A 13,680-nucleotide genomic window follows, 5' to 3' on the forward strand; every position below is an offset into this window, starting at 1 on the left:
CAGTATATCAGAGAGATTTGACTTTTCATACCGAGGAGCATACATTAAACCCATGCCGACAAAACAGAAAATCGGGCAAGCCGCCCGAATCATCGTGAAAGACGTACTCGCCCTCAAGAAAGGCGAACAGTTCCTGATAATCACCAATCCCGACGGAGACGTAGCCGCTATTTCCCGCGCCCTCTACGACGCGGCCCTGGCCGAAGGCGCCGAGGCGACCATCGTCTTCCAGCCCGAGAAAACCCAGCTCGACTACGCGAACCGCGCCGCCCTCGCCGCGTTCAATGCGAATCCGGCCGCCTGCGCCTCGGTGTCGGCGAACAAGATGGGAAAGGACTCTCTCGGAATGGAGAAGCCCTGGACCGCGGCCAACGGCCGGAAGATCGACCATATTTTCCACTATCAGATGGACGAGCTTAAAACGCTCCGGGCAATCTGGACTCCGGGCATTACGATAGACATGTTCCGCCGCACCGCGGGAATCGATTATCCCCTGCTCCAGCGCCGTTGCAGGGCCATTTGCCGCGCCATGGAAAACGCCCTCAGCATCAGGGTTACCGCACCCGGAGGAACGGACATAGTCGTGCCGGTCGAGGGAAGAACGCCCATGAGCGACGACGGCGACTTCGCCGAAGGCGGCTCAGGCGGAAACATCCCGGCCGGTGAAGTGTTCATCAGCCCGCTGCCGGGGAAGAGCGAAGGCGTCATCGTGTTCGACGGCTCCCTCAGCCTCACGGACAAAGACATCATCTCGAAAAAACCTGTAACGGTCGTCTTCGAAAACGGTTACATCACGTCGATATCGGGCGGACGCGAAGCGGAGCTGCTCCAGAAGTCCCTCGAAGCGGGCGAACAGAAGGCAAAGGAATTCGCCGCCGCAGGCAAGCTCACCGCGGAGGAAGGAGAATCCTACGCGCGCAACGCGAGAGGTTTGGGAGAGCTGGGAATCGGCCTGAATCCGGCGGCCCGCATCAAGGGCAACATGCTGGAGGACGAGAAAGCCTTCCATACCTGCCACTTCGCCATCGGCAGCAACTACGACAACGATGCCGAAGCTATGATCCACCTCGATTGCCTGGTGCGCAATCCCACCATCGAGGTAACCAAGCTCGACGGTTCGAAGGTCGTAATAGAACGGCAGGGGATTTTAGAGCCTCAGTTCGAAAATCCCGTAGATAACTGAACAGAGACACCGGACACGGCCGACCGTTGCGCCCGGCATCTCTCCGGGCCCCGGCGGACTAAATCGCAAGGGCCGCTGAAAAAGGAGTCCCCATGAGCGAGTCATTACCGGTGCAGGCTCTCGTAGCCAGGCAGCGTTCGTTTTTCAACGCAGGAAACACCAGATCCGTCGCCTTCAGGAAGGAGGCCCTGGACCGTTTATCCCGGGCAATTCGCGAAAGAGAATCCCAAATTCTCGAAGCGGTGCATGCCGATCTGGGAAAATCGGATTTCGAGGCATTCACCACCGAGGTCGTCCTCGTCCTCGGCGAAATCGAACTCATGAAGCGGAATCTCCGCAAGTGGTCGAAAACCGTTTCGAAGAACGCCGGATTATTCAATTTTCCCGCGAAAGAGCGGATGATCAAAGATCCCCACGGAGTGTGCCTCATCATGTCGCCCTGGAACTATCCGTTCCAGCTTACACTCATGCCGCTGGTCGGCGCGATCGGCGCGGGGAACACCGCGATAGTTAAGCCGTCGGCCTACTCGCCGGCGACCTCGGCCCTGATCGCCCGCATGATCGACGAAATTTTTCCGAGCGAATACATCGCCGTCGTGGAAGGCGGCCGTTCGGTGAATCAGGACCTCCTGGAACAGCATTTCGACTACATATTTTTCACCGGCAGCGTTGAGGTAGGCAAGCTTGTCATGCAGAGCGCCTCGAGAAACCTCACCCCCGTCACCCTCGAGCTCGGCGGAAAAAGCCCCTGCATCGTAGACCGCAGCGCGGACATCGACCTCGCGGCGAAACGGGCCGTGTGGGGGAAATGCATAAACTCCGGCCAAACCTGCGTTGCTCCGGACTACTTTCTGGTACACCGCGACGTCAAGGACAGCTTCATAGAAGCTTCAAAGAAATGGATCGTCCGGTTTTACGGAGAAAAACCCGAAGCGAACCCCGAGTTCCCGCATATCGTCAACCGCCATCATTTTACCCGGCTCTCAACGCTCATAACAGAAGCGGGAGCTTCCGGCAGAAACGCTCAACTCGCGTGGGGAGGCCAGACCGACGAAGAGACTATGCGGATCAGGCCCGCCATAATCGACAACGCGGACTGGAACGACCCGATCATGCAGGAGGAAATCTTCGGACCGATCATGCCGATCATTTCGTGGGACAGGGAAGACGAAATACGCGAGCGCATCCTTTCCAGGCCGCGACCGCTAGCCCTCTATATTTTTTCCAAAGACAGGGCCCAGATCAAACGATTCACCGAGGGTATCCCCTTCGGCGGCGGCTGCGTAAACGACACTATCATGCACGTGGCGACCCACCAGATTCCGTTCGGCGGAACCGGCGCGAGCGGAATGGGCGGGTATCACGGTAAAACGAGTTTCGATGCTTTCAGCAGGATAAAAGGAATCGTGGATCGCTCCACGCTGATAGACGTGCCGCTGCGGTACGCGCCCTTCGCGGGGAAATACCGCCGCTGGAGGCCGTTCCTATAAGGAGGAATCGGGGTAGCAGGACCAGCCCTTTCGGTCGATTCCCGCCACCCATTTCGCGGCCCACACGCGGGCGCCGGCAAGGTCGTGCTCCTTCCAGTTGCCGCACATGACCGGATCGACTCCGGGAACAGCCTCGGAGTCGGGCCAGGCGGCTACTTTGGACAGAACAGCCCGAAGCGCCTTCGCGGCGGCCTCTTCGCCGGGCTCGCCGAACACGGCCAGATAAAAGCCCGTTCTGCAGCCCATCGGGGACAGGTCTATGACTCCGTCGATTTCATCGCGGATATATTCGGCCATCAAATGTTCAAGCGTATGCAGGGCGCCCATCGGGATTGCCTCTTCGTTCGGCTGGCAGAACCGCACGTCGAATTTGGTGACGATATCTCCCTTGGGGCCGGTTTTCTTGCCGGCGAGGCGGACGTAGGGCGCCCGCACCTTCGTATGATCCAGGCTGAAACTTTCAACATTGCGCGCTTCTTTCATCTTCTTATCTTCCTTATTGATGCTTCACAAAATCGATAACGACGGCGGCGCTCCGATGCGAGGCCTGGCGGGAAAAATCCGCGTAGGACATGTCGGCCTCGTGTCCGGCGAGATCCGAAATGCTGCGGATGATTACGAAGGGAGTCCCGTTCGCGACGCACGCCTGGGCAACGGCGCCGCCTTCCATTTCCACGCATGCCGGAGAAAAGTGGGAGACGATTCGGTCCCGCGCCGCCGGATTGGATATAAAAGCGTCGCCGGTAGCGATTCGTCCGGGAATCATGCGGGACGGCGTTTCGAACCGCGGGGAAACGCGGCTGAAAGCGGCAAGGGCTTTATCGCGCATCGACTGATCGGCCTTGAAAAAGGGGCTTTCCGTTCCGGGAATCTGCCCAGCCGCGTATCCGAAGGGAGTCGTATCGAAGTCATGCTGCACGGCGTCGGTACAAACGACCATATCAAGCACGTTGAGCCCTTCGGCAAGGCCGCCGGCAGAGCCCGTGTTCACGATCGCGTCCACGCCGAAGTCGCAGATCAGCACCTGGGCGCAGAGGGCCGCGTTGACCTTTCCCACGCCGCAGCACACGACGACGACCGGCTTTCCGTCAATAAAGCCCTGATGAAACTCGAGGTTCGCCCTCCGGCGCACATCGACCGGCTTTCCCGACGCTTCAAGCTCGCGGTACAGCAGTTCTACTTCCTGCTTTTCCGCTCCGATTATTCCGATTTTCATTCATACTCCCCGGGGAAGCCCCCGCGCGGGCGCTCAGCCCTGATTGTCAAAATGCGCGGAGACGGAAGAAATGAGTCCTTCCAGTTGTCCGTGCAGATCCGGATACAGACGGTCGATATCCTCGGTCTTCCCCGCGATGATCGCCTGCTCCAAATCCCGCGCGCATGACGACAGCTCGAGCGCTCCGATATTGGCGCCGCTGGAAATGAGCGCATGGACCGCGGTGCGGAACTGCGTCAAACTGCCGCTCTTGCGGCCGGACTCAAGCTGGTCGAGCATCTTCGGCCCGGTGCGCTTGAATACCTTCAGTATCATTTCCAGATTTTGCAGAGACCCTGTATACCCGATGCCGGTGTCCCGGTCAAGGCCGGGAATCCACCCGCCCTTCGGCTGTTCGCCGGAGCGTTGGGCTTCCGATTGCCCGGCGCCTCCAGGAGCGCCGGCAACAGAAGCAGACGCCCGGGGCTCCATTTCCCGTTCGCCGATCAACAGGTGAGAGGCGTCCTTGCGCCCTCCGACCATCGGCCCTTCGGCGGCGGATTCCGAAACCGCGCCGGTCCCCGGTTGCGCCGCCGGACGCCCGTATCCTTCGATCTTCATCGGCGGAAGCCACTTTTTCAGGCACCGGACGAAGGCGTTGAATTCGATGGGCTTGTAAATCGTATCGTTCATGCCGGCTTTCCGGTACATTTGTTCGTAGGCAGATCCGGCGTTCGCGGTCAGCGCGATAATGGGAACCTCCCGGTATCCCGGAATCTCGCGGAGCTTCGCGGTCGCTTCCAACCCGTCCATTCCGGGCATCAGATGATCCATCAAAATAAGATCGTAGCGATACCGCGAAGCTTTCTGCACGGCGTCCAAACCGCTTTCAGCCTCGTCGCAGCGCACGTCGAGGGTTTGCAGGAATCCTTCGGCGACCTTCCGGTTCACCGCGCTGTCGTCCACCACCAGAACGCTCACTCCCGTCGCCCTGAAGTAGATCGGCTGAATCCCCATGGAATTGACCAGCGGGAGGCTTTCGCTGAAATCGACGCGGTCGCCCTGTATGAAGCGTGCGAAAGTGGATACGACCAGCGGTTTGAAGGTGAAGTCTATCGCGGGATCCTTTCCCTTGCCGATGAAGTCGGTCATTGAAAGAAGCGCGAGCCAGCGGGTTCCGGGATGCGAGGATACGTTGACCATAGCCCGGTCGTAGCCGGACTTGTACTCGAATATAACGTGGGTCCAGCCGGCTCCGGCCCGGCGATCCCTGTTGTTCATGAGGCGCGCGGTGAAATCGTCCGGATCGGAACAGAAATCGACCTCGAACTTGCCGTAGCCGGCCATCTGGCGAATGGAAGCCACCGTATACGGATCGGTGTCGAATACCAGCAACCTGACGGAAGAGGCAAGACGGAACACCGCCAGGGGTTCGGCGCCAGAAGCGATTCTCTGGGCGAAGCCGGCGGTAAAGGTCGAACCCGCGCCCTCTTCGCTTTCCAGCGTCAGGGACCCCTTCATCAGCGTCACCAAGCCCTTGCAGATCGCCAAGCCCAAACCTGAGCCTTCGATGCCCTTGTTGGAATCGCTTTCGATGCGGTTGAACCGGCCGAACAGCTCCGCCTGCCGCGCTTTCGGAATTCCCGGCCCGGTGTCCCGCACCCGGTAATTGATCCAGACCGACTGTCCGTCGCTTGATCGCACGGCGGTCACCGCCAGGTTCACCTCTCCCGATTCCGTAAATTTCACCGCGTTATTGAGCAGATTTACGAGAATCTGCTTCACGCGCAGCTCGTCGCCGATAAGCCGCGAGGGCAGGGTCGGATCGATGTCGGCGGTAAAAGACAATTCCTTTTCGGAAACCTTCACCGCAACGAGGTTGATCACGTCGTGCAGCGTCGAAGACACCGAGTACACCGCCTCGCTCAGTTCAAGCTTGCGGTCTTCGATGCGGGAGAAGTCGAGAATATCGTTGATGATGGAAAGAAGCATGGTCGCCGAAGATCGGATATGCTCCGAGTAGTTTTTCTGCAGCGAGTTCAGCGTCGTGCGTGAAAGCAGCTCGTTCATGCCGAGCACCGCGTTCATCGGAGTCCGCAGCTCGTGGCTCATGTTCGCGAGGAAGGCGGCCTTCGCCCTGACGGCGGCTTCCGCCCGTTCGCGGGCCTGCACCAGTTCGGTAGTGTTCGAAGCGATGGCGATGAGGCCGAACTCCTGATCCTGGTAGTGGAGGCGGTCGATGCGGTAGTTGTAGAACTGGCTCGAATCGCCCGTTCCCACCGATATGGTTCCCTGCCGCGAGCCCGTCGTTTCGCCGGCGAAAAGCTCGGCGAACTTGCTTTGATCGGGGCCGGCGTTCCTGAACAGAAACGACCAGGGCTTGTTGATCACGGTGCGCCAGTCGTGGAAGCCGAGATTCGTCACCAGCGGCTGCGAGGCGTACTCTACGATTCCTTCGGGGTTTACGATGGCGATCGCGTCCGAGGTCGACTCCATCAACGCGTCGAGAATCGCCTTGGGCTTGATTTCCCGGGTGATATCGAACCGCGTCATGATATAGCCGAAGACTCCGGCGGTAGACTTGATCGTGCGGACGTCCACATAGAGCCAGCGGATGTCTCCGCGGGGATCCTTGTGCTTGACCACCTGATGAACGGGTTCGTCGTCCAGGATGGCGGTATCGAGAATCTTTTCCACAAAGGGAATATCGAGCTTGGGAAGCTCCCTCAGGTTCCTGCCCGCCAGGTCGCGCCAAGAATAAAATCCGTTCGCGCGGGCGACGGAATCGCTGACCACCAGAATCTGCAGATTCCGGTCGAATACAAAGATGTCGGCGGGAGAAGATACGAGAAGGGTGTCCAGAATTTTCTTCTGGGAATATAAGAGGCTTACATCGGTAATGAAAAAGACCTTGCCGACTATGCGGCCGCCGTGTTCTACCCGGGAAGCCTTAACCTGAAACCACTCGTACTGGTTCGTACCGAGCCGGTCGAGGGGAAAGGTCTCGTCTACGGGCAGGCCCTTGTTGAGCTTCTCGAACCATTTGCGGATAAGCAGAACAAGAACCTGGTTTTTCACGATATCGAAAATCGAGACGCCGTCGCACGAGGCGGAATCGGCAATCCCGAACATGAGCCGTGCGGCTTTGCTCATTTTTTGAACATGATTGTCTGTGTCTAGAAATACGACCAGGTTCGGGGTCATTTCAAGAAGGGTTTCTGCGTACACAGGGTTGTCTGACGGATACGGGTCGTCACTTTTTCCCATAGGCGTACAGTATATACGGAATCTCCATAATTATCAATTTTCACCCCTGATAATCGCCGCGAGTCAGACTGATTTTTCAGAATTTACAGGATCGCCCGAAAAGCTTTTGCGTATCCTGCCGATAATCCCAGGTATGAGCGACGATTTTCTTTTGTCAGACATCATCCGCGATGAACGGATCTGCACCTTTTTTCAACCGATTGTCAGTCTAAAAACCGGAGAGATCTTCGCGTACGAAGCGCTCACTCGCGGGATCAGGGATGAAAGCCGCAGCCTGATCGACCCCTGCGCCCTGTTCGCCCAGGCAGACAGGGAAACCTGCTCGCTCGAGTTCGACCTCCTGTGCCGGAAAAAGGCCCTGGAGAATTTCCGGAAATTCCATACAAACACGGAAGCAATGATGTTCATGAACATCAACACCTCAGTAATATCCTCCCGGGACAACGAGACGCACCACATCGGAACGATCAGCCGCCAGATGGGCTTCGATCCGGAAAACATCGGCCTTGAACTGATCGAATCCAAGGCCTCCTCCCCGGACGAGCTGATGTCCTTTGTAAGGAAATACCGCGACTCGGGATTCCTGATCGTAATAGACGACTTCGGCTGCGAACATTCGAACATCGACCGGCTTATCCAGATTCACCCGGACATCATCAAGGTTGACCGCAGCATCATCTCCTGCATAGAAAACGACCCGTACCGCCAGTCCATCCTGAAATCCATCCATTCCCTGGCCGAAATGACCGGCTCCCTCTGCCTCGCGGAAGGAGTGGAAACCCTCGCCGAAATAAAGACCTGCCACCTTCTGGGCGTAGACCTCTTCCAGGGCTTCGCCATCGCATGCCCATCCCCGGACATCCCCCGCCTGGAAGAGGCCACGCGGACCCAGGTGCGCATCCTGCAGGGCGAAATTCACACCGCAAGCATGGACGCGCTGAGGCGCCGCCGCCGCCTGACCGGAGACATCAACGTGCTTGCCGACTGGCTCATCCGCCAGATCGACCCGACCAATCCCGAATCCCTCACCCTCGTGTTCCAGGAATTCATCGCCATGAACGACGAAGTCGAGTGCGTCTACCTCCTGGACTCGCGGGGAGTGCAGATTTCGGAAACCATCGTCTCTCCCTTCGTACGGTTGCAGTCCCGGCCCAGCATCTTTCAGCCCGCTCGCAGAGGAGCGGACCACGCCTACAAGCCCTACTTCGCCTGCTTCGAAGCGCTGGGAATCCAGCGATATCTGACGGACGTATATCTCTCTCTCGCCTCCGGGAACCTCTGCAGAACCTTCTCGGTCCAGCTGCCCTGCCAAAGCGACGCGCCCTGCGTCCTCTGCATGGATTTCCTGGAAGAGCCGATCAGGACGCCCTCTGCTCCCAAACAGTCGTAAATGTTTCAAAATGTAAAAATTTACGTTAGAATTGCGTAAAAACGCATAAAACCGCAAAGTTTTCTCAAATAAACTCTTGATAAACAGAATAAAATTTTGTAATTTATGCCTGTGATCATTAATCAAAGTGAATTCACCTAAGGACCGGCCGTTCCCTCCTCCTTTCGGCCGGTCTTTTTTTTATCCTGTTGCCGAAACCCGCAAATCCAGCTAATCTTGACCCCATGACACAGCACACCTTCACCCTCACCGTCTCCTGCGCCGACCAAAGCGGCATCATCGCGGCCGTAACCGGCTGCATCGCGGAGACCGGCGGCAACATCCTGAACCTTGCCCAGCACACCGCAGTCGACATCGGCATGTTTTTTTGCCGCGTCTCCTTCGCCGGAACCGAAGGCTTCACAGAAGCGCGCTTCCGCGAAGCCTTCGATAAAATCGCCGCCAAATTCTCGATGGACTGGCAGTTCTTCGATAACGACCGGAAAAAAAAGGTGGCTGTCCTTGTTTCCAAAACCAGCCACTGCCTTTATGAAATTCTGCTTAAACACGCCGACGGCGAACTGGACTGCGAAATTCCGGTCATCATTTCAAACCATCCGGACCTGGCCCATATCGCCACCTCCTTCCACATCCCCTTCTTCCAGGTAGACGTTAAAAAGGGCAAGCACGAATACGAACGCGATCTTGAAGAAATCCTTTCGCGCTACGACATCGAACTCGTCGTCCTTGCCCGCTACATGCAGGTGATGAGCGCGGAGTTCTGCGAGCGCTGGGACACGAAGGTCATCAACATCCACCACGGATTCCTTCCCGCCTTCAAGGGAGCGAAACCCTACCACCAGGCCTGGCAAAAGGGCGTAAAGCTCATCGGCGCGACCGGACACTTCGCGACCGCAGACCTCGACCAGGGACCCATCATTTATCAGGATGTGATTACGGTCGCGGACACCTGCTCGGTGGACGAGTTCATCCGCATGGGAAAAGACGTCGAACGCACCGTCATCGTAGAGGCCGTCCGCCGCTACCTGAGCCACAGCATCTTCCTCTGGCAGGGCAGAACCTTCGTCATCGAATAATCCTCCGGGCGAAAAAAAAGCGCCCCGCATGGGGCGCTCCTCAAATAAACCGCTCGTGTACCGAATCAAATAATGTGTTCCAGCACGTTCAGCACGTCAGGATCGTACATTCCGTCTTTTTTCCGCAGCTCGTTCAGCGCGGTTTCCTTGTCGAATATATCCCGATAGTTGCGCTTGGAAATCAGCGCGTTGAACGACTCTGCCACATGGATAAGGCGGGCGATAAAGGGAATCCGCGAGCCTTCAAGCCCTTCCGGATACCCCGAGCCGTCCATGTTCTCATGATGCATCAGCACGCCGTCGGCAAACACCGCCATATATTTTTCCGGCACGAATGAAAGCTGGGCCAAGCCCTGCTTCACGTGATTGCGAATCTCGTACTTCTGCGCGTCGGTCAGATTGTCCGCCTGCAGCAGAGCCTCGTCTATTTCCAGGAAACCGATATCGTACACCATCGCCACCGCGAAAAAGAGCGTCGCCTCGTACTGCGCGACCCCCATCTCTTGTGCAAGCTTGAACACCATTTCCGCCACGTTCTTGGAATTATTCTTTCTGCCGGTCGCGCGGTCTATCTGCACGCCGATCTCGCGGCACTTCGCCGCAAGATCCGCAAGTTCCTTCTTTTCCGCTTCGGTAGCCGGGGGCGGCGGGAGCCCGGTCTCCTTCATCGCGCTGCCGATCAGCCGCATCTCGCCGTTCGCGCCATACAGCGGCGGCAGAGCGTCGAGAGCGGGAGCGCCGTATTGCGGAGCGCGCGACATTTCCGCCACGGCCTTCAGCGTCTCCATGAATTTCTCGTTCTGCGTTTTCACGCTTCGCATATTCATCACCAGATTGATCAACACCACGACAAAGACGATGAAAACGACCGCGCCCAGCAGCAACAGCCCGAATATGACGAATTTGCTTCCCTTGCCCGAGATCTCGCGAGCCTCTGTAAGCGCCCGCTCGTACGCCTCGCGCTGGGTGCGCAGCAGATTCTCCTGATGCTCGTCGTTGCGCTCGGCCTCTGCTTCCTGAGTTTCGCGCTTCAGGGCCTCCAGGGCCAGCTGGAGCTCGAGCGTGTTGCGCAGAATCGGATTATTGTTTCCGTCGGACGCGGAGGCGGCCGGCCTCGTCGGATCGGACCCCCAGGCCACGTCCTGCGCCTCGTAGGTATTGATTATCTTGATAATGCGGTTAATCCGCTCGCTGGAAATATAGGGAAACTCGATGAGCTTTTCCTTTACCCGATTAAAAGCCGCCGTGTCCCGCGAGTTCTTGATCTGTTCGAGGTATCCGTAATAAATCGTCTCGGAGAGCACCTCCACGTTCTGCGGAAGCGCCTCCTCCTTGTACGAAGAAAGAACCGTATTGATGTAGGTGAAAGCCTTTACATAATTCCCCGCCGAATACTGATCGTTCGCTGCGTTCAGATACCGGTTCACCAGATCCATGTCCACCGCGTGCACGGACGCCGTCAGCGCAACCGCCGACATCAGCAGACAAGAGACGTAAAAACGGATTTTATTCATAGTTTCCTACCCCGAATGCAAGAATCAGCCTGACATCGTTCACCGGCGTTCCGCCTTGTATCATCAAGGTATCGCGTATTCCGGTGCGGAAATGGATGTCGAAGTCCGAAAGCTCCGCCATGACGGACGTTACCGTCAAGTTGAAACCGAGGGCTGCGTCTATAGTATCGGCAAATAAATGCCCGGCATAATAGTCTATTCCCATTTTCAGGCGGCCTGTTTCGCCGAGTTTCACGTCATGCAAACCGAGGCCGACCACCGGGGTCTGGAAAGAAAAGGCCGGAAGTTCCTGCTCCCCGTACTCGATGCCCATGAACGAATACCCCAGCCTGAGCCCCAGATATTTGTTCAAGACAGCGGAAGAGAACACGCCGACCGCCTCCGCGCCCCAATTCACGGAAGGAGTTCCCATAAAGGACAGAATCATCCCGTGGCCTTCCGCGTCCATCCCGACGATCCAGGACTCGCCCCGGTAAAAGACGGAAGCCGCGCCGGAAAGCCCGTATTTCACCGAACTTTCGCCGTCATCCAAGCCCCAGGAAACGTTCCCCAGCCCGAGCAGAGCCTCCCAGGTGATCGTACGGTAATGGGAATTAAAGTCCTGATCGAGATAGATTTTCTTGCCGCTCGTGGTGTTCACGGTTTTATACGTCTTGGAAAGATCCTGCTTGATCTTCGATTCGGCTACCTGCTGGCGATGCGACTCAAGAGCCTGCCGTTCGGCGGCCTTCTTGTTTTCCGCTTCCTGCTTCACCATCGCCGTCCGTATCGACTGATACAGCTCGAGCGCCTGTATATTGTCCAGATTATTATCAATGATATGAAGCGACAGCGCGCTCGCCTGTTCCAGATTGTTTTCGATAACCAGCTGGCGGGCCTTTTTCAGGACATAGGCCTCCAGCCGCGGCATCCATGCCTTGCTCGAATTTACAGAAAGAATAACCGGCAGCTCGGGCGCTCCCGCTTCCGACATGGCGGCGTCCGCCTGCCGATACACCGCATCGGGCACGACTGCCTGCGAAAACACAGCGGAGGAACAACAGACAAGAAAGGCAACAAGAAGGGCGATATTTTTCATAGACTCCCCGCTCAATCAATAAGGGACAAGCGTTCCTTACAATTTTAACATGGCCCGCCGTCCAAATACAAGTTTAATTCCTAAAATCTCCAAAAAACGGGAGAGGGGTCCGTCCCGCAAGTAGCGAATTCCGCTTTGCCCATGATACACTTACGCATCATGACCACACGCAAGAAGAAACCGGCCGGAACCGGAAAACAAACCCCGAGAACCCTCCGCGAAAAGACGCGGAAAACCCTCAAAAAGATGGAAAAGACCGACGCTGAAAGAAAAAAGCGTGATAAAAAACTGCTGATAGCCGCGATAGCCGGCAGCGCCGTATTGCTGGCGGCGGGATTGGTGTTGGCGGGAGCGCTTGCGGTGCGGGCGTTCGCGCCGCCGGTGCTGGGATTCAGGGATGTGTCCGAAGAAATTCAAAATTCGGTGGCCGAATACGCTCATGCGCAAACGGAGTCGGGCGGAAAAAAATGGAAAATCATCACCATCGATCCATCGCTGCCGATGCGAAAGCAAATAAAACTGTTCAAGAAAACCGATATGCTGATAACCCGATCGGGAGCCGCCGCGGATGAGCTCGGCGCTTACGCGAAACTACCCGCGCAAAAGGATCTCTTGCTCATGCCCACGGCGATCCGGAAAGCTGGAACCGAGGGCGGAAGGCAATACGCGCTCCCCCTGCTGCTCGATCACTATGAGCTTTCTTGGGACTACTCCCTCGTTCGAACCGGCGAACCGGCCGGCCCGCGAACCCTCGAAGCGCTCGAAAGTTCGGCACGAAAACTGAAGTCGCCGTCCCGCTGGCCCTTCATGTGCGCCGGCGGAGAAGACGAAGCATTGTTGAATTTGGTCGGAGCGCTGGCGGAGGCGCTCGGCGGTGAAAAGGAGTGGGAGTCGGTCCTCCTCGCCGCCAGGGAAACCGCGCCAGGCGAACTGGTTCGCAGCCCGGCCCTTGCCGCGGTCATGGAAAACCTGATCCGGTGGAGACGTGAGGGCCTTCTTCATCCTGAATGGTTCAGAATGTCCCGCGGCGACGTCGAGTCGTTTATGGAAACAGGGGCCGCTCCGTATGTTTTTATGAGCCTGTCGAATCACCGAAAGATTTCACAGCGCACGGTGGAAAAATACAACAGCGTTTTTATGCCGGGGACCGAGGCAGATGCCCCGAGATCGCTTACAGCGCCGGCGATTTTGCTGCTCGCCCCGCAAAGAAATCGCGTAAGGGAGGAAGCGGTTTTACTGAAAGACGCGCTTCTTGACGCGGAACAACAGACAACACTTTCCGGAAAGACCGGACTCGCGCCGGCAAGCTCCACCGCGGCGGCTCCCGACAGGCAGGCGAACGAAGCCCGCCTCTGGGCCGCGGCCTCTGAGCGCCCCCTGCCTTCGTTCTTTGCAGCCCTCTACCCCGATCCCGCAGATACCGCCCTCTTCGCAAAACAGGTCCGCGAATTCCTCAAGACAGACGGCGCGGAAAACTAATCTCCATG

The 13,680-nt window shown here is 57.3% G+C and carries 10 protein-coding genes; 5 read left to right on the forward strand and 5 right to left on the reverse strand.

Features of this window, described 5'->3' with window-relative positions; translation table 11 throughout:
* Nucleotides 1-52 precede the first annotated feature (52 nt).
* Nucleotides 53-1,183: an aminopeptidase gene (locus K7J14_RS06270; RefSeq protein ID WP_230754441.1), complete on the forward strand. Its 1,131-nt coding sequence runs from the start codon at nt 53-55 to the stop codon at nt 1,181-1,183.
* A 92-nt stretch (nt 1,184-1,275) separates the two neighbouring features.
* The gene (locus tag K7J14_RS06275; protein ID WP_230754443.1) at nt 1,276-2,673 is read left to right on the forward strand and encodes an aldehyde dehydrogenase; all 1,398 of its coding nucleotides are present in this window, start codon (nt 1,276-1,278) and stop codon (nt 2,671-2,673) included.
* Here K7J14_RS06275 and K7J14_RS06280 read toward each other — a convergent pair.
* Genes K7J14_RS06280 through K7J14_RS06290 form a run of 3 tightly spaced genes read right to left on the reverse strand, consistent with a single transcriptional unit; the run spans nt 2,668 to nt 7,135 of the window.
* A complete protein-coding gene (locus tag K7J14_RS06280) occupies nt 2,668-3,156 on the reverse strand; it encodes an S-ribosylhomocysteine lyase (protein ID WP_230754445.1) in 489 nt (162 codons plus the stop codon). The genes K7J14_RS06275 and K7J14_RS06280 overlap by 6 nt on opposite strands.
* A 13-nt stretch (nt 3,157-3,169) precedes the next feature.
* A complete protein-coding gene (locus tag K7J14_RS06285) occupies nt 3,170-3,889 on the reverse strand; it encodes a 5'-methylthioadenosine/adenosylhomocysteine nucleosidase (protein WP_230754447.1) in 720 nt (239 codons plus the stop codon).
* 33 nt (nt 3,890-3,922) lie between these two features.
* The gene (locus K7J14_RS06290) at nt 3,923-7,135 is read right to left on the reverse strand and encodes an ATP-binding protein (protein WP_230754449.1); all 3,213 of its coding nucleotides are present in this window, start codon (nt 7,133-7,135) and stop codon (nt 3,923-3,925) included.
* Nucleotides 7,136-7,268: 133 nt separating this feature from the next.
* Between K7J14_RS06290 and K7J14_RS06295 the strand changes: the two genes are divergently transcribed.
* Together K7J14_RS06295 and purU are read left to right on the forward strand one after the other, a co-directional pair.
* Nucleotides 7,269-8,525, forward strand: coding sequence for an EAL domain-containing protein (locus K7J14_RS06295; protein WP_230754451.1), 1,257 nt, complete (start codon nt 7,269-7,271; stop codon nt 8,523-8,525).
* A 224-nt stretch (nt 8,526-8,749) separates the two neighbouring features.
* Complete coding sequence (purU, locus tag K7J14_RS06300) at nt 8,750-9,601, forward strand: formyltetrahydrofolate deformylase (protein ID WP_230754453.1); 852 nt, start codon at nt 8,750-8,752, stop codon at nt 9,599-9,601.
* A 65-nt stretch (nt 9,602-9,666) separates the two neighbouring features.
* Here purU and K7J14_RS06305 read toward each other — a convergent pair whose 3' ends face one another.
* Both K7J14_RS06305 and K7J14_RS06310 read right to left on the reverse strand, forming a co-directional pair.
* The gene (locus tag K7J14_RS06305; RefSeq protein WP_230754456.1) at nt 9,667-11,115 is read right to left on the reverse strand and encodes an HD-GYP domain-containing protein; all 1,449 of its coding nucleotides are present in this window, start codon (nt 11,113-11,115) and stop codon (nt 9,667-9,669) included.
* A complete protein-coding gene (locus K7J14_RS06310; protein ID WP_230754458.1) occupies nt 11,108-12,193 on the reverse strand; it encodes a hypothetical protein in 1,086 nt (361 codons plus the stop codon). Before K7J14_RS06310 ends, K7J14_RS06305 begins: the two co-directional genes overlap by 8 nt.
* A 159-nt stretch (nt 12,194-12,352) precedes the next feature.
* Here K7J14_RS06310 and K7J14_RS06315 point away from each other — a divergent pair, with 159 nt between their 5' ends.
* Nucleotides 12,353-13,672 carry a hypothetical protein gene (locus K7J14_RS06315; RefSeq protein WP_230754460.1) on the forward strand — a complete coding sequence of 440 codons (1,320 nt, stop codon included), beginning with the start codon at nt 12,353-12,355 and terminating at the stop codon, nt 13,670-13,672.
* Nucleotides 13,673-13,680 lie beyond the last annotated feature (8 nt).

Origin of the sequence: Teretinema zuelzerae, assembly GCF_021021555.1 — a bacterium.
In the GTDB taxonomy this organism is placed as follows: Bacteria; Spirochaetota; Spirochaetia; order Treponematales; family Treponemataceae; genus Teretinema; species Teretinema zuelzerae.

Coding starts and splice junctions, on each gene's coding strand:
- K7J14_RS06270 (WP_230754441.1), top strand. CDS start 53: ATGCCGACAAAACAGAAAATCGGGCAAGCCGCCCGAATCATCGTGAAA.
- K7J14_RS06275 (WP_230754443.1), top strand. CDS start 1,276: ATGAGCGAGTCATTACCGGTGCAGGCTCTCGTAGCCAGGCAGCGTTCG.
- K7J14_RS06280 (WP_230754445.1), bottom strand. CDS start 3,156: ATGAAAGAAGCGCGCAATGTTGAAAGTTTCAGCCTGGATCATACGAAG.
- K7J14_RS06285 (WP_230754447.1), bottom strand. CDS start 3,889: ATGAAAATCGGAATAATCGGAGCGGAAAAGCAGGAAGTAGAACTGCTG.
- K7J14_RS06290 (WP_230754449.1), bottom strand. CDS start 7,135: ATGGGAAAAAGTGACGACCCGTATCCGTCAGACAACCCTGTGTACGCA.
- K7J14_RS06295 (WP_230754451.1), top strand. CDS start 7,269: ATGAGCGACGATTTTCTTTTGTCAGACATCATCCGCGATGAACGGATC.
- purU (WP_230754453.1), top strand. CDS start 8,750: ATGACACAGCACACCTTCACCCTCACCGTCTCCTGCGCCGACCAAAGC.
- K7J14_RS06305 (WP_230754456.1), bottom strand. CDS start 11,115: ATGAATAAAATCCGTTTTTACGTCTCTTGTCTGCTGATGTCGGCGGTT.
- K7J14_RS06310 (WP_230754458.1), bottom strand. CDS start 12,193: ATGAAAAATATCGCCCTTCTTGTTGCCTTTCTTGTCTGTTGTTCCTCC.
- K7J14_RS06315 (WP_230754460.1), top strand. CDS start 12,353: ATGACCACACGCAAGAAGAAACCGGCCGGAACCGGAAAACAAACCCCG.